The organism is Streptomyces barringtoniae (assembly GCF_020819595.1).
Taxonomy (GTDB): Bacteria; Actinomycetota; Actinomycetes; order Streptomycetales; family Streptomycetaceae; genus Streptomyces; species Streptomyces barringtoniae.
Window position 1 is genome coordinate 249,515 of sequence record NZ_JAJHNP010000002.1, and the last position, 15,452, is coordinate 264,966.

The 15,452-nt window shown below is 69.6% G+C and carries 12 protein-coding genes and 3 pseudogenes; 7 read left to right on the plus strand and 8 right to left on the minus strand.

Features of this window, described 5'->3' with window-relative positions:
- Nucleotides 1-8: 8 nt before the first annotated feature.
- Complete coding sequence (locus LMU33_RS03515) at nucleotides 9-1,088, minus strand: NAD(P)-binding domain-containing protein (RefSeq protein WP_228617254.1); 1,080 nt, start codon at nucleotides 1,086-1,088, stop codon at nucleotides 9-11.
- 237 nt (nucleotides 1,089-1,325) lie between these two features.
- Nucleotides 1,326-1,471 (minus strand): annotated as a pseudogene (locus tag LMU33_RS03520) (ABC transporter permease); the annotation flags it as partial.
- 176 nt (nucleotides 1,472-1,647) lie between these two features.
- Between LMU33_RS03520 and LMU33_RS03525 the strand changes: the two are divergent.
- From LMU33_RS03525 to LMU33_RS03545, 5 genes and pseudogenes are all read left to right on the plus strand, one after another.
- Nucleotides 1,648-2,070, plus strand: coding sequence for a secondary thiamine-phosphate synthase enzyme YjbQ (locus LMU33_RS03525; RefSeq protein ID WP_228617256.1), 423 nt, complete (start codon nucleotides 1,648-1,650; stop codon nucleotides 2,068-2,070).
- A gap of 435 nt (nucleotides 2,071-2,505) precedes the next feature.
- Nucleotides 2,506-2,871 carry a hypothetical protein gene (locus LMU33_RS03530; RefSeq protein ID WP_228617258.1) on the plus strand — a complete coding sequence of 122 codons (366 nt, stop codon included), beginning with the start codon at nucleotides 2,506-2,508 and terminating at the stop codon, nucleotides 2,869-2,871.
- Nucleotides 2,861-7,135, plus strand: a complete 4,275-nt coding sequence (locus LMU33_RS03535) for a polymorphic toxin type 17 domain-containing protein (protein WP_308280746.1) — start codon at nucleotides 2,861-2,863, stop codon at nucleotides 7,133-7,135. The genes LMU33_RS03530 and LMU33_RS03535 overlap by 11 nt, the downstream gene beginning before the upstream one ends.
- A 21-nt stretch (nucleotides 7,136-7,156) precedes the next feature.
- Nucleotides 7,157-7,384: a hypothetical protein gene (locus LMU33_RS03540; protein ID WP_228617260.1), complete on the plus strand. Its 228-nt coding sequence runs from the start codon at nucleotides 7,157-7,159 to the stop codon at nucleotides 7,382-7,384.
- 19 nt (nucleotides 7,385-7,403) lie between these two features.
- Nucleotides 7,404-7,943, plus strand: a pseudogene (locus tag LMU33_RS03545) (transposase); the annotation flags it as partial.
- A gap of 104 nt (nucleotides 7,944-8,047) precedes the next feature.
- On the opposite strand, the gene LMU33_RS03550 reads toward LMU33_RS03545, so the two are convergent.
- From LMU33_RS03550 to LMU33_RS42200, 4 genes and pseudogenes are all read right to left on the minus strand, one after another.
- Nucleotides 8,048-9,814, minus strand: a complete 1,767-nt coding sequence (locus tag LMU33_RS03550; protein WP_228617263.1) for a choline/carnitine O-acyltransferase — start codon at nucleotides 9,812-9,814, stop codon at nucleotides 8,048-8,050.
- A 59-nt stretch (nucleotides 9,815-9,873) separates the two neighbouring features.
- Entirely contained in the window at nucleotides 9,874-10,719 is an 846-nt protein-coding gene (locus LMU33_RS03555) for a class I SAM-dependent methyltransferase (protein WP_228617264.1), read from the minus strand.
- A 68-nt stretch (nucleotides 10,720-10,787) separates the two neighbouring features.
- Nucleotides 10,788-11,657, minus strand: a complete 870-nt coding sequence (locus LMU33_RS03560; RefSeq protein ID WP_249813273.1) for a HalD/BesD family halogenase — start codon at nucleotides 11,655-11,657, stop codon at nucleotides 10,788-10,790.
- 275 nt (nucleotides 11,658-11,932) lie between these two features.
- A pseudogene (locus tag LMU33_RS42200) lies at nucleotides 11,933-12,151 on the minus strand (transposase); the annotation flags it as partial.
- Between LMU33_RS42200 and LMU33_RS03570 the strand changes: the two are divergent.
- Together LMU33_RS03570 and LMU33_RS41880 are read left to right on the plus strand one after the other, a co-directional pair.
- Nucleotides 12,100-12,480 (plus strand): YbhB/YbcL family Raf kinase inhibitor-like protein, encoded by a 381-nt coding sequence (locus tag LMU33_RS03570; RefSeq protein ID WP_228617267.1) that lies wholly within the window; start codon nucleotides 12,100-12,102, stop codon nucleotides 12,478-12,480. The pseudogene LMU33_RS42200 and the gene LMU33_RS03570 overlap by 52 nt on opposite strands.
- Nucleotides 12,437-12,958 (plus strand): hypothetical protein, encoded by a 522-nt coding sequence (locus tag LMU33_RS41880; RefSeq protein WP_372477870.1) that lies wholly within the window; start codon nucleotides 12,437-12,439, stop codon nucleotides 12,956-12,958. Before LMU33_RS03570 ends, LMU33_RS41880 begins: the two co-directional genes overlap by 44 nt.
- Nucleotides 12,959-12,982: 24 nt before the next feature.
- On the opposite strand, the gene LMU33_RS03580 is transcribed toward LMU33_RS41880, so the two are convergent.
- A complete protein-coding gene (locus LMU33_RS03580; protein WP_228617269.1) occupies nucleotides 12,983-14,080 on the minus strand; it encodes a baeRF2 domain-containing protein in 1,098 nt (365 codons plus the stop codon).
- A 652-nt stretch (nucleotides 14,081-14,732) separates the two neighbouring features.
- A complete protein-coding gene (locus LMU33_RS03585) occupies nucleotides 14,733-15,437 on the minus strand; it encodes a GntR family transcriptional regulator (RefSeq protein ID WP_228617270.1) in 705 nt (234 codons plus the stop codon).
- Nucleotides 15,438-15,452 lie beyond the last annotated feature (15 nt).

The window sequence follows — 15,452 nt, forward strand, 5'->3', positions numbered from 1 at the left end:
GCGGAACGTCACGCGGCGGCAGGCTGTTCCTCGGCCAGTAGTCGCCTGATGTCCCGGACTGCCGAGCGGCCAGCCCGGTTCGCGCCGATGGTGCTGGCCGACGGGCCGTAGCCGACGAGATGGACGCGCGGATCGGCCACCGCACGAGTGTCCTCGACCCGGATCCCGCCGCCCGGCTCGCGCAGCCGCAGCGGACGGAGATGGTCCAGTGCGGCGCGGAACCCGGTCGCCCAGAGGATCACATCGGCGGTGACGTGCCGTCCGTCTCCCCATTCCACGCCGTCCGGGGTGACCCGGTCGAACATCGGCTGCCGGTCCAGGACTCCGTCCGCGAGCCCCTGCCGGATGGCGTCGTTGAGGGGCAGCCCGGTGACCGAGACGACGCTGCGCGGGGGCAGCCCCTGGCGCACCCGCTCCTCCACCAGTGCGACGGCCGTGCGGCCCGCCTCCTGGTCGAACGGCCCCTCGCGGAACACCGGAGGCCGCCGGGTGACCCAGGTGGTCGCGGCCGCGTACGGGGCGAGCTCCAGCAGGTGCTGGGTGCCCGAGGCGCCGCCGCCCACGACCACGACGCGCTGTCCGGCGAACTCCTTTGGCCCGGCGTACTGCGCGGTGTGCAACTGCCGCCCGCGGAAGGTCTCCTGACCGGGATAACGCGGCCAGAACGGCCGGTCCCAGGTGCCGGTGGCGTTGATCAGCGCCCGTGTCGACCAGGCGCCGTCCGAGGTCTCCACGAGCAGTCGCCCGCCGTCTCCCTCGCGTACCGCTCGTACGTCGACGGGCCGTCGTACGCGCAGGCCGAAGGCGCGCTCGTACCGGTCGAAGTACTCACCGATCACCTCCGCCGAGGGCCGTGCGGGATCGGCGTCGGTCAGCTCCATGCCGGGCAGGGCGTGCATCCCGTGCACCTTGCCGTACGTCAGCGAGGGCCACCGGAACTGCCAGGCGCCGCCCGGCGCGGGGGAGTGGTCGAGGACGACGAAGTCGCGGTCCGGCTCGAAACCGGTGCGCCGCAGATGGTAGGCGCTGGACAGCCCGGCCTGACCAGCGCCGATGACGACAACCTCGACCTCACGTGATTCGTTCACGCTTCTACCAACCGGGCTCCGGGCGTGGATCTTCCCGAGAGCGTCCTGGGCCGCGGCAGAGCTCCCCGAAGCCGGGCAGGGGCCCGAGCCCCGCCGCCCGGCCGGTGGCCGCCGGACACCAGCAGCAGCGCCCCGCTCCGGCGACCGGGGCCGCCGTGCGATCCGGTGAGCCGCGTGCCGACAACTCCGGGCTCACGCCCCTCCCAGCCGGCGCGGTGTCCGGCAGGTCGCGATCACCTCGCCGATGCCGAACCAGATGATGAACAGCGCAATGAGACCGATGAACGGCACCGTCCGCAGCCTCCGCACCGGCGCGTCCACCAGGTCTCACCGATCCGGAACAGCTCCGAGACCGGGGCGAGTCCAGTGCCGATCATGGTCCCCACCCGGCGAGGCGAGCACGTCGGACGGCAAGAGGAGGCGTGGTGTCAGCGGCTGCGGCAGTACGTGGTCTGATGCCCGCGCGAGGGGCAGCAGCGTCCCGTCTTGTGGACCGGCCGTCTCGGGACGGGCTCGTGCCACAGGCTGCGAATCCCGGCGTGTGGGACAGGATGGGGGCATGCCAGATGCCTTCACCACCCGCATGCTGAACGTCTCCACCGGCTCCCGGGAACGCGTCGTCGACCTCACCGCCGACTGTGAGGACTTCCTGCGCGAGGCGGCGGCCGGCCGCGACGGCCTGCTCAGTGTCTTCGTCCCGCACGCAACGGCCGGAATCGCCGTCATCGAGACGGGCGCCGGAAGCGACGACGACCTCCTCGCCGCCCTGCACACCCTGCTCCCCGCCGACGACCGCTGGCAGCACCGCCACGGCAGCCCCGGCCACGGCCGCGACCACGTCCTCCCGGCCCTCGTCCCGCCCCACGCCACCCTCCCGGTGATCGGCGGCCGCCTGGAGCTGGGCACCTGGCAGTCGGTCTGCCTGGTCGACACGAACAGGGACAATCCCGAGCGCAAGGTTCGGCTGAGCTTCCTCGGCTGATGTATGTGCCGGAACCGTAGCGCCGAATTCCGGCCGCGCTCAACGCCCCTTGACCCCTGCCGGATCAGCCCGTGACCACTCCGGGTGGTCTCACCTGACCTGGAGGGGGATTGGCGAGGATCGTGTCGGGGCGGCGATCGCTATGACAACGGCAGTGGCCAAGCGGCAAGGGTGGAACGCGCCAGGTGCGGGGGCCCAGGCTGCGAAAGCCGGGAGCGGATGGTGTGTCGCGGCGGCGAGCCGGCGCCGCTTGATCTCTCTGCTGTGCGCACGTGCGGCTGCCCTCCGATAGCCCCAAGGCGCCGCGCAACGTCGTTGTGGGGCGCTGTCTCACCGTCGGTGCATTGCCGGCGCATGTCTTCGATATGACCTTCCCTTGACTGTCCTCCTCTAGGGTCGGAAGCCGCAGTTGCGAACCGGGGGGAGACGACAGCGATGGGTGACGGCAAGGTCCCCGGCAAGGTGCTGGACATCAAGACCGCCGACATCAAGGCTGCGGCACCGGCCTTCCAGCAGGGCGCCGTCGATCTGAGCAAGGCGCTGACCACTCTGATCAAGACCCTGGACGGCCTCGGTGAGCCCTGGGGCCACGACGAACAGGGCAACCAGTTCGGCGGCGTCTACAAGCCGCACCAGAAGAAGATCGAGAGCGCGGCGGGCATCCTGGTGCTCGGGCTGACGAGCATTCACGAGGCCATGGCTGACATGGCCGACGGGCACGTGGACAACGACGAGCTCATCGCCGGCATGTTCACCGAAATAAAGACCCCCAAGCAGAGCGACGGTGCCGGTGAGCATTGAGTCCAAAGCCCGCCACATCCTTCTCGACATGGGCCTGTGGTGGCCGGAGGCCGACCCCGACAAGCTGCGGGACGCGGCGAAAGCATGGCGTGCGTTCGCCGATTCGGTGGACGACGTCCGTTCCCCTGTGCATCGCAGTGCGTCCGGGATCATCCACAACAACGCGGGTGAGTCGATCGAGGCGTTCCACAAGTTCTGGGACCGCTACGCCCAGGGCAAGGACGGCGGCTGGCTGAGCGACCTCGCCAAGTCCTCGCGGGAGATGGCAGGCGGCTTGGACAAGTTCGCCGACGGCATCGACGACGCGATCAACAAGCTCTGGACGCGGATAGCCATCGACGCGGCCGTGATCGCGGGTGGGGTGGCGCTGGCCATCATGACGGCGGGCATCGCCTCCGGCGCGGCGGCAGCTGCGGCGGACGCGGTCATCGAGTTCGGCGCCACGATCGGTGTCGGGGTCTCCGCCGTGGTGGCCGACATCATCGGCGGTGCCTTCGTCGCCGCCGCGTTCGGCGGGGTCGAGTCGGTCACCGTCGACCTCGCCGTGGCCCAGCCGCTGCAGATGGCCACTGGTCTGCAGCACGGCTTCAGCCTGGACGAGGTCAACCAGGCCGCCAAGGACGGCATGATCTTCGGCGGTGCGCTCGGAGCGGGCGGCGGCCTGCTGAAGGCGAGCATGGAAGGCGGCCTCGCCGACACCACCCCGCTGCTGCTGCGCCCGCCGTCACTCCGCCCGGACCTGGTCGACCTGGGCCCGGCGGCCCGCAACGCCGAGGACACGCCGTGCGTGGGCGAGCCGATCGACGTGGCGACCGGGGCGATGCTGATGACGCAGACGGACCTGTCGCTGCCGGGGAGTCTGCCGCTGCAGTTCACGCGTACCCACCTGTCCTCCTACAGGGGTGGTGTCTGCTTCGGCCCGACCTGGATATCCACCCTGGACGAGTGCCTTCAGATCGACGGGGAGGGAGTCGTCTTCGCCGCGGCGGACGGCATGCGCCTGGTGTACCCGGTGCCGGAACCGGGCGTGCCGACGATGCCGGTGAAGGGCGCCCGCTGGCCGCTGGAGTGGGACGGCAAGCCGGACGGCGCGATGACGGTCACCGACCCGGCGACGGGCGTGACCCGGACCTTCGCCGCCCCCGTGCCCTCACCCTCCTTCGGCGTGTTCCACCTGGCCCTCGATTCCTGGGCCGACCGCAACGGCAACCGCATCGACGTGGAACGCGACGACGAAGGCATCCCGTTCGGCCTCCGCCACTCCGGCGGCTACTACGTCGCCGTCGACACCCAGGGCCCCCGCATCACCGCCCTGCGCCTCCTGGACGAGCCGCCCTCCCGCTACCGCCCGGGCACCACAGCCGACGAGGGCACGGTCGTCATGCGCTACGCCTACGACACCGCCGGCAACCTGACCGAGGTCATCAACTCCAGCGGCGAGCCCCTGCGCTTCACCTACGACACCGAGGGCCGTGTCACCCGCTGGACCGACCGCAACGGCACCTGGTTCGGTTACGTCTACGACGAGCGCGGAAGGGTAATCCGCACCGAGGGCATCGACGGCATCCTCTCCGGCACCCTGACCTACGACGACACCGCCCGCACGACGACGTACACGGACTCCCAGGGGCACGTCTCGGTCCACCGGTACAACGCCGAAGGGCTGGTGGTGGAGGAGACAGACCCTCTGGGCCATGTCACGCGGACCGAGTGGGACAAGTACGGCTCCCGCCCGCTCGCGGTGACGGACCCGCTGGGCTACACCACGCGCTACGCGTACGACGACGCCGGCAACCTCACCGGCCTCAGCCTCCCCGATGGCCAGGAGGCCCAGGCGGAGTACAACGCGCTCGGAGTGCCGACAAAGGTCGTCGAGCCGGGTGGGGCGACCTGGCGGCACACCTACGACGACCGTGGCAATGTGATTGCCACCGTGGACCCGACCGGTGCCGAGACCCACTACGAATACGACAGTTCAGGGCACCTGGCCGCGGTCACAGACGCGCTCGGTCGGACACGGAGGATCGTGTCCAACACGGCCGGCTTGCCGATCACGCTCAGCGACGAGCTGGGACATGAGACGACCGTGGGCCGCGACTCGTTCGGCCGGATCGTCGCGGTGACCGACCCACTCGGTCACACCACACGCATGGGGTGGACCGTCGAGGGCAAGCCGAAGTGGCGCGCGTACCCCGACGGCACGCGCGAATCCTGGACCTGGGACGCCGAAGGCAACCTGATCGCGCACACCGATCTCGCCGGAAACACGACCCAGCAGACGGCTGCACCCTTCGACGTCCCGGCAACCCGCACAGACTCGGACGGCGCCCGGTACGGGTTCACATACGACACCGAGTTGCGTCTGACAGGCGTCACCAACCCCGAGGGGCGAACCTGGTCCTACCTCTATGACGAGGCTGGCCGGCTGATCGCGGAGACGGATTTCAACGGGCGCACGCTGACGTACGCGTTTGACGCCGCGGGTAGGCTGATCGCCCGGACCAACGGCGCCGGCGAGATTCTGCGCTTCACCCGTGACGCGCGCGGCAGGGTCGTGGCCCAGGAAACCGACAGTGGTGAGATCACGACGTACGCGTACACACCGGACGGCAACCTGTGCCGCGCGGCCAACGCTGACGCCCAGGTGGCTCTGGAACGGGACGCGCTGGGGCGGATCCTGTCGGAGACGGTCAACGATCGCACGTCGGTCTTCCAGTACGACGCCCTTGGGCGCCGTACTCGGCGCGTGGCACCATCCGGTCTGGCTTCGGACTGGACGTATGACGCGGCCGGACGACCGGTGCGACTGCGCTCAGCGGCGGGCTCTCTGGACTTTTCGCACGACGCAGCGGGTCGTGAGATCGAGCGCCGGTTCGGCGAGGGAGTGACCCTCACGCAGAGCTGGAACCCGAACGGGCAGATGACCGCGCAGTCTCTGGCCTTCGCCACCGCTGGGACCGTTCCGGACCGCCTCCTCCAGCACCGCACGTACGCCTACCGGGTCGACGGCCATCTCACCGAGATCCGAGAGCTGACTTCGGGTACACGCCGCTTCGGTCTGGACGGCACGGGCCGGGTCACAGAGGTACGGGCCCACGGCTGGACCGAGACCTACGCCTACGACACCACCGGCAAAGTGCGACAGGTGTCGGCACCTGGCCACGGCTCCCCCGGTGAGCGCGCGTTCGAGGGCACGATCGTCCGCCGGGCGGGGCGGACGACGTACGAGCACGACACCCAAGGCCGGCTCATCCGCCGTACGCGCAAACTCCTCAGTGGGAAAACCCATACATGGTCCTACGGCTGGAACGCGGAGGACCGCCTGACCGAGGTGGTCACGCCGAGCGGTGACAGATGGAGGTACACCTACGATCCGCTGGGCCGGCGCATCTCCAAGCACCGTGAGACCGAGGATGGATCACCCGCCGACCGTGTCGAATTCTCCTGGGATGATACCCGTCTGACCGAACAGACGGGCCCGGACGGCAAGGTGACCACGTGGGACTACGAACCGGACACACACCGCCCGGTCACCCAGACCGTTCACACACCGTCGCCTGTCCCCGCGGGAGGCTCCTTCCTCGCGCGACTCGCCGAGGAGACAGGCCCCGAGAGCGCTACGCGTTTTCTCGCAGTCATCACCGACAACGCCGGTTCCCCCATGGAGCTCGTCTCCGAAGAGGGCGAGGTGGTGTGGCAGCGTCGTAGCACGTTGTGGGGCACCCACCTCCCTGCCGGGACCGACGAGCCGGAATCTGTCCTCTGCCCGCTGCGCTTTCCGGGCCAGTACGCCGACACTGAGACAAGCCTGAACTACAACTACTTCCGTTACTACGATCCGGAAGTCGCCCGGTACCTCAGTCCCGACCCGCTTGGGCTCGACGCCGCTCCCGATCACCACGCCTACGTCGACGCGCCGCTGCTGCTGGTCGACCCGCTGGGTCTGAAGTGCGAAGAGGTGGTTCCCACACCCCGGACCGGGGTCAAGGGGCTCATCAAGGACGCTCAGCTCCCCCACACGGGACGCATCCGCTTCGTCCCGGACAAGAGAGTGTCGGTCAGTACGGGCCTGCCCCGTGGCGCTCGGAAGGGTTACATCGACCGGTTCGGTAACGAATGGATCAAGGGACCATCCAGGACCGCCGGGCAGCCGTTCGAGTGGGATGTTCAGCTGAGCAAACTGGGCAAGGCCAAGATGGGATGGCTCAGTAGGGACGGTAGCCACCTTAATGTGTCCCTCGACGGCGAGATCACCCATAAGTGATGGGAAAGGACTGACTCCAAGATGGCGGACACCCTCCCGTTCTACGGAGAAGTGCGCGTGCTCAGGGCCTCCGACAGACCCGATCTGGAGGGCAAGCTCGGAGGCATCCTTGGCATCACCGAGCCGCCCGACGAAGCGACTCCGCCTGCCTACGCCGTGCTGATCGACGGAGAGGAGGAGGTGTACACGTTCCTCCGCGAGGAGATCGAGCCCACGGGGCATATGCGAAAGCAGGAGGACTACTACTGACGGCCGTCGCCGACGTCGCGAGGCCGGGTTCTCGATGACGCCACCGCGCGCCCGCACCTGGGGCCGGCGTGGGCACACGCCAGTAGTGCGGGTGCGGGGCCGGTCCTGGCGCCGCTGGTCGATCGCGGCGATGTGCTGTTACAAGCCCGGCGAGACCTCCCGGCTGATCTACCGGCCGCGCCGCCACCGCAAGCACCGGGGCAAAGGACGCGACACCTTCGCCTGGAGCGATCACCGCGACCTGGTCGTGCGCGCCCACATCCAGCTCCAGGCTCCCATCGTGCTGATCTGGGACAATCCCAACACCCACCGGGCTGCCGGGATGCGCGAGTACGCCGCAGCACACGACCGGCTCACCGTCGTGCAACTTCCCTCATACGCACCCGACTTGAACCCGGTCGAGGGCATCTGGTCGCTGTTACGGCGCGGCCCGCCGGCCAACACCGCCTTCACCGACGACGAGCACCTCGAACGCACCCTCCGCCGAGGTCTGCGCCACATCCAGCTCCGCCCCGACCTGATCGACGGCGGCAGCAGTTCGCTTCGACCGGCGGCGTGAAGAACGAGGTTGCGCCCGGCCGGGGCATGGGCGGTCCAGACCGGTGTCCGTGCCGCCGGACCTTGGTCCCCGACCGGGAGTTCCGGTCCGGCGGCGGGGTCCGTTCAGTCCTCAGGGCGCTCGGACGTCAGCAGCTCCCGAAGCTCGTCCATCGCCTCCCGGAGCCGGTCGGCGAACGTCCGCATCTGCGCAGCGACCGCCATCGGCGTGCTCAGGTAGAGGTTGAACCGCTCGGGAAGCAGCACATAGGCGACACCGATGCACTGGCTGCTGGTCGACCCGAAGCCGAAGTACTGGATATTGACGGACGGCGCGGAGCTCGTGCTCAGGTAGTCGTCCCGCATGGTCAACCAGCCCGGCGTCCGGTACAGCGCGGGCTGCTCGGTCACCCCGAGCTCGGCCCCGCGTCGGCGCTGGATCAGCTCCAGCTCCCACAGGTGCTGCTCCGGCACCTGCCCGGCCTGGCACGCCTTCGCACGCGCCACGTGGGCCTCGGTGGCTGCCCGGAACGCAGCGCGCCGGGCGTCCGCGTCCGCTGCTGGGTCCTGCATCGCCGCCACGAAAGCCACCATCTCGGTGGTGACGACGCGCATCGCCTCGGTCCGCCCGTGCCGGTACTGCCGGGTGGCGATCGACTCGTACGTGGCGCCCAGGTGCCCCTTGGCGCGCTGGTGGGCGAGCTGGTAAGCGGCCTGGACGAACGCGTCCGGCGAGACCCCCAACGCCTTGGCCGCGCTGCTGCCGAAGTCCGCGAACGACAACGTGCTGGTCGCGGTGTTCGCCCCGTACGCCGCGAACGCGTCGGCGGCGGAGCGCACCTGGGCCCGCAGCGCGTCGTCCAGTTCGAACACGATTGGCTCCAGCGCCGGCAGCCCCTGGGAGCGGGCTCCGGACTGCCGGGACTGCGCCTCGGCCGGGGTATTGAGCAGAGCGTCGGTGAAGTTGAGGATCGTGGTCCCGTCCAACTCGCAGTGCTCGACGTTGATGCCCGCCTGCCCGTTGGCGAAGACGACGAAGGACACGGCCTTGTCGAACCAGCGGTTGCCGCGGTCGCCGTACAGCAGCTGGTCACAGGCGTCTTGGGTGTCCGCGGGGGCGAAGTCCTCCAGAGCGACGCAGAACAGCGCGGTCTCGACATCGTCAAGCGCGTCGGCGTTACGGGGGTGGCAGGCGACAAGGGACTCCCGGGCGGCCGCCCACTCCGCTCGGGCCATGGTGGTGAGGTGGCCCACCGAGGTGTCCGCGCCGGACGGGTCGGCGCCGGCCTTCATCACCGCGCGCAGCCCCGCCTCGATGTCATCCAGGCTGTGCGGGACACCGTCCGGACCCAGCACGTCCAGCCGGAACATGCCGCCCCGGAAGAACACCACGATGTGCCGGGCATCGGACGGGCCCGGCCACTGCTCGGTGTAGGGGGCGCGGACGGTGTCCTGCTGCGCGCCGGGGATACGTGTGGTGGAGAACAGAAACTTGTTCTGCACCATCGACTGGGGCGCTCCGCGCTGCACCACCGGTGGAATCAGCCCCTGATCGAGCTGCCGCTTGTAGTTGAGGGCCCCGGCGACGAGCCCGGCCGCCCGCTCCACCTGCGCCTGGTCGGAGTCCTGGAACAGGAAGAAGAAGTTGGCGTTGAGCGCGATCCGGTCCCGGCGGCCCAGGTATCGGTATGGCCAGAAGGTGTCGAGCCAGCTGTGCACACCCTCCGTGGCGTCGTATTCCTCCAGCGCAGCATGCAGCACCCGGCCGGGGCCGTCGGGTCGGAGAAAGGCGGTGACCTCCGCCTCGGTCGCCGACCGCTCGTCGGCGGTCAGCAGCGGCGTACACCAGGCGAGAAACCTCTCGCAGGTCGCCTCCAGCGTAGGCAGCGGCACGCGCGGGAGGCTGTCCTCCTGGGCGAAGGTCGCATTGCCTGACGCATCCTGACTGATCTTCAACTCTGTTCTCGCTTCGGATCGTTGGGAGCTGTGATGTCGTACGGCCGGGAAAGATAGATCTGTGCGTACAACCAGCCTTCCGCCTCCAGGCCCTGTGTATCCACCCCTGCGGCCGACATGTTGTCGAGCACGAGCGCCTGCTCCTGCGAGGAGGCGAACCGCCGCTGTCTGAACACCTCGTCGACGCGTATGGTCCGGTAGCCCAGACTCGCCAATGCGCGCTCGACGGAGTCGAACGGGAACATCCGCAGCACGAAGTGCGCCATCCAGGGCCGACGGATGCCCTGTGCCCGGACGACTCGCGTGAGTGTCCGCTCGGTGACATAGCCGATGCAGCCCGTCGAGATCACCAGGTCCGTACCCGAGAGCTGGGCGCGCTGTCGCGGTGTGGGCTCGTGCTCCTCCAGGTCGGCTTGCACCGCGTCGTCGAGGAACCCGGCCTCGAGACCGTAGGACAGCGCGCTGCCGGAGGTGTCGAGGCCGACGAATCGGATAGCTCGCGGGGGTTGGCGCGACCGAGCCAGCTCCCGGTCGCGGGCCAGCAAGGCTTCGCGGCTCTCACCCGCACGCTCCTCGTCGCCGTAGCGCGCGTACAGCTCGTCCATGGTCGCGTCGTACTTCAGCAGGGCGGCGTTGATTCCGTAGGAGCAGCCGATGTCCAGCACCTTCGGTACCGCGACGTGCTGGGACTCCCGGTACTCCGTGATGATCTTGGCGAAGTAGGGCTTGGCCTGCTGCGGAACGCAGTAGTCGAGCGGGCGCAGCACCCTGAAATAGGTTCGCGGATCGGGCTGGTCGTAGATGTGGTCGAGTGAGACTTTTCCGGTCACGTCGAAACGCACAGGGCTTACTCCTCCGTGGGATCGCGCAGGGGAAACGGCCTACGGCGACTACGCGTTCTCGCCGCCCGCTAGTCCAGGAGCCGGTCGCCGCGGACCGCCCGGCCCTCGGCCGCCAAGTGCTCGGGCAGCACTCGGCCGAAGAGCTGCCGGGTCCGTTCCACGCTCCCGATGACGCCGGGGCGCTCGCTGTAGGCGAATATCGCGGAGTGGCGCGCGACCTCGCCGCGCACCGGGCTCACTCGGTGCAGCGAGTAGCGGCCTTTGAACAATTGCAGGTCACCGGGTTGCAGGGGGAGGCTCCGGGTCAACCGCTCGCCCCGGCCGTCCACGACGTCCCGGACGTCGTCGAAATTCTCGTCCTGCGCGGTCCGAATGTTCGGGCAGTACTCGAAGACGCCGCCGGCCTGCGCCTGCTGGGTGAGCATGCTCACGGTGAACTCGTTGGTGTCGAAGTGCCAGGGGTGCTCCATGCCCGGTGCGATGACGTTGAGAACCAGCCCGGAGAGCGGGTCCGCCAGCTCGTGCAGCTCCGGCAGTTCGAAGCAGCGGGCGATGAAGTGCCGGAACGCCATGTTGGAGTAGAGCCGGCTGATGAGGGAGTCCGCGGGGATGCGGTCCCGCGCGACGAACGCGTTACCCCGCTCGAAGGTCGTCCGGCCCGGATGGTCCTGCGGCAGTGCCGAGTTCACTCCGATGTTGTAGACGTTCACCGTCTCGACGTCGTGGTGCGCCCGGGGGGCGATGGCCGAGCACTCCTGCCGCAGCACATCGCGTAGCGACGGGCGAATGAAGTCCGGCAGCACGGTGCAGCCGAGAGTCAACAGGTCGCGCCGGGCACGGGAAACCACGGCCTGTCCCCGGGCGCTCGCGAATTCCGACAGGGGATAGCGAGCCGTGTCGACTACCTGATCAAGCGTCAAGGCTTCGAAAGAGCGCATTCGATCCTCTCCACAGGCGGGCCGCCCCTCTCCCTGGTTCCCCCCGCCGGCCCGCGGTTCCGCCTCTTACGTACCCATGGGACGAGCGACGCGACCGTGCGGTCGGCCGGACCTCACTCTCGTCACCTCAGTAACTCGGCTGGCGGGTGAGGCACTTGAAGTTCCCACAGTGGTGCAGTGTTGTCTGTATGTGACGCGTCACACTGCCCAACTGTGCGTTCCAGCAGGCCTTCGCGGGTTCGGCACGGTCCGACCGTCGCGTAGGAGCCGCAGTGGCCGGTCAGGCCCTTCGCGGTCAGTGAGATCACCATGTCGTCCAGCGCGCCCGTGCGGCGGACGTACGAGGGCAGCAGCCGGGGCCGGAACGTACCCAGCCGGTCCCGGGGGACCCTGACCGTGACCGCACCGACCTCCGGGGGCGCCCCACGAGGCCACGGAGCCGGTGCTCCTGTGCGAGGTCCCGGACGCGCCGGGGACGACCTTCCTGCACTGGCTCGTGACCGGCATCGATCCGGGGACCAGCGGGGCGGCGGAGGGCCAGGAGCCCCAGGGGGGTCTGCCGTGGCCCAACGGCTTCAGCCGCGTGGGCCGGGGAGGGCCGATGCCTCCACCGGGGCACGGGCCGCACCGCTACTTCTTCCGCCTGTACGCCCTGTCCGAGCAGTTGCCGCTGCACGACCACCCGGGCGTCGAGGACGTGCACCGTGCCCTGAAGGGCAGGGAGCTGGCCTCCGGCACCTGGGCGGGACCTATCAGCGCTGAGCGCGTCACCGCTGGTCATAGCCATGGGCGCCGTACAGCCGGACGAACCGGGCCGCGGTGACCGTCCTGCGGTGCACCAGGTTGTGAGCCCGCCGCTCGTACAGCTCGAAGCGCTCCTGGCCGCCCTGCCTGATCGGCTGGACGAGCCGGCCACCGGCGCGGAGCTGATCCACGAGCGACTCAGGCACTCGCGGGAAGGCCGCGCAGACGATGACGGCGTCGTACGGGGCACGGCTCGGTATCCCGAGGGTCCCGTCGCCGAGTACGACCTCGGCATGGCCGATGCCCTGCCCGGCCCGACGCAGGCGGGCCTCGTCGACCAGGTCGGGTCAGCGCTCGACGCTGACGACGTACGCGGCCAAGCGGGCCAGCAGCGCGGTCTGCCAGCCGGATCCGGTCCCGACCTCCAGGACCTGCTCGTCTCCGGTGAGGCCGAGCCCCATCCGTCGCTCATATGCCGCCCTGCCGCTCCAGCCCAGTGTCGGCATGTCCCGCGCGGCGCGCGATGCGGGGCGGTCGGTCGCAAGGGCGCCCCGTGATCCAGGAGGCGCAACGCATCGGCGTCAGGACGGGGTCCCCGGGTCGGCGTACCGCAGCAGGGCGCCCACGCCCTCGTACAGCCTCAGCTCGCTCTCCGGCACGACGACCAGCTCGGCACCGGTGCCGACGAGGGCCCGGACGAGGGCCTCGTCGGCGCGTTCCTCGCGCGGGGCCCGCACGCCGAAGGACATCAGCTCCGCCTCGGTCAGGGCAAGCTGAGTGGGCTGGGAGCCCGCCCAGAGCCGCAGCGAAGACCCTGGCGGTCGATTCAGCAGCAGTGCCGCGACCTGGCCACGCTGGAGGGCGGCGACGGTGGCGGCCAGCCCCTCGGTCACGGGTCCGTCCAGAGCACGCCGGCCGATGAAGATGTCCACGAGTTCCCGGTCGTGCGCGGCCATGCGGCCGCGGAAGACGCCGTCGAGCTGCGGCTCCAACAAGGCGCGTCCTGTGTCGGTGGGGGTCCGGCCGCCCACGCGTACGACCTTGTCCCGCAGGGTGTGCGGCAGGCGGCGGATCAGTACGTTGCACGCCCACTCGTCCCCGCCCACCACGACGGCGTCGGCATGAGCGCGCCGCGCCCGTTCGTCCAGCCGGTGACCGAGCCGGAGGGAGGTGCGATGCCAGGTCGCCACCGCAACCCTGCGGTGCAGCCGCTCACCCGGGGTCACGGTCGACGCGGGCCAGGTGCCGGTCTCCGCCTCCAGAGTCACCCAGCCGTGGGTCTCGGCGGTCGGAAGGCCGCCGTAGTGAACGACTACAGCCATGTAGGGGATCTCCGGAAGGTACTGGGTGACCAGGGGCATCGCGTCCGGCAGGGTGCTGTATCGCGCGGAGTCGTGCTCGGGCGGCCTGGGCAGCTCCCCGTCCAGGACGAGCGTGCCGTGGGCGGCGAAGATGGCCTGCCCGTGCACCCCCGGCACTTCTGTGTCGGCGCCGACCACCTCCTCCAGTACGTTCAGCAGCGCCGGGTCCGAGCCCTGACGGGACAGACTCTCGCGCAGCCGCCGCCAGCGCAGCGCGATCGCCCGGTCGGGATGCTCGACGTTTCGGGAGGTGTTCAGGTACACGGAGGCGAACGGGCCCGGCTCTGCGTAGAGGGGTTCAAGGAACGACAGCCTCATCGCCACTCCTCGTCGATGGTTTCCCCTCCTTGATGATGCGCGCCCGCACCGCCAAGCCGCGTGCCGGGACGGCAGGCCGCTGAGCAGCCGGACTCCGTAGCCGGATGAAAGAGCAGTCCGCCCGGGAGCACGAGATCCTGGCGGGGGCCGCCTTGCCTCACGTGAATACCGGTTTCTGGGCCGTATTCGACAGGCTGCGGGGCGCTCGTGAGCGGCGGATCCAGCACAGGCCCACCATCGCGCGCCGGACCGAGAGAACAGCGGGGTGATTGCGCAGCCGCCGGCTCCCGCAAGACCTCGGATGAGACGGCCCCGGGGCAGCCTCTCATCGTTGCCATGGACCACCCATGGGGGCTCCCGCAGGCCTATTCGGTAGGGTCGGCGTTGTCTTGGCGGAGGTTGGCGGACACGAACAGGGACAATGCCAACCGTCAGGTGCGGCTGAGCTTCCTCGGTTGACGCATGTGACGGGACTGCAGCGTCGAATTCCGGCCGCGCCGCCTCGCCGGGCAGCCCTCTCCGTCCGGGCCCCGAGCGGACGGCCGCTGTGCGGAGGCTGGTGAAGTGCCGGAGGGTATACCGCTGATGATCGGGCCCACCCGCACCGGGCTCCCTGCGCCTCGGGGAGGACTGGCGGGCCTCTCTACCAAGATCAGCGTTTCTGCCGGGTCGGCTCCCCGTCGGCCCCGTCGGCCTTGCCCTTGGCCCACAGTGAGCGCACATGCCCCAGGTGCCGGGTCATGCACTGCTCGGCGGCTTCGGCGTCCCCGGAGAGCATGAGCTCCAGCAGCTCCAGGTGTTCCTCGGCCGAGGGAATCAGTTCGCCGCGCTGGTCCAGGGCGGTCAGGCCGTACAGGCGGGATCGCTTGCGCAGCTCACCGACTGTGTCGACGAGGCGGTCGTTGCCGGCGAGCGCCAGCAGCGAGAGGTGGAAACGGCGGTCGGCCTCCAGATAGCCGATGAGGTCGTGGTCGTGCGCGGCGCGCACGATCTCCTCGGCGATCGGGCGCAGTGCTTCGAGATCCGCCTTCGACGCGGTCTTCGTGATCCGGCCGACCGTGGGCACCTCGATCAGGGTGCGGATCTCGGTGTACTGGTCGAGGTCGCGCTCGTTGACCTCGGTGATTCGGAAGCCCTTGTTGCGGACGGGCTCGACCAGGCCCTCGCGGGCCAGGTCGAGCATCGCCTCGCGGACGGGGGTGGCGGAGATGCCGAAGTCCTCGGCGAGCGTGGGGGCCGAGTAGACCTCGCCGGGGCGCAGTTCACCGGAGATGAGGGCAGCGCGCAGGGCATGGGCGACCTGGTCGCGCAGCCGCTCGTGGGCCGTGACGAGGTTGCGTGCCTTCAGATGCCCCATGCTGTTTCCTCCGTG

Coding starts and splice junctions, on each gene's coding strand:
- LMU33_RS03525 (WP_228617256.1), top strand. CDS start 1,648: ATGCCAGATGCCTTCACCACCCGCATGCTGAACGTCTCCACCGGCTCC.
- LMU33_RS03530 (WP_228617258.1), top strand. CDS start 2,506: ATGGGTGACGGCAAGGTCCCCGGCAAGGTGCTGGACATCAAGACCGCC.
- LMU33_RS03540 (WP_228617260.1), top strand. CDS start 7,157: ATGGCGGACACCCTCCCGTTCTACGGAGAAGTGCGCGTGCTCAGGGCC.
- LMU33_RS03560 (WP_249813273.1), bottom strand. CDS start 11,657: ATGCGCTCTTTCGAAGCCTTGACGCTTGATCAGGTAGTCGACACGGCT.
- LMU33_RS03580 (WP_228617269.1), bottom strand. CDS start 14,080: ATGAGGCTGTCGTTCCTTGAACCCCTCTACGCAGAGCCGGGCCCGTTC.
- LMU33_RS03585 (WP_228617270.1), bottom strand. CDS start 15,437: ATGGGGCATCTGAAGGCACGCAACCTCGTCACGGCCCACGAGCGGCTG.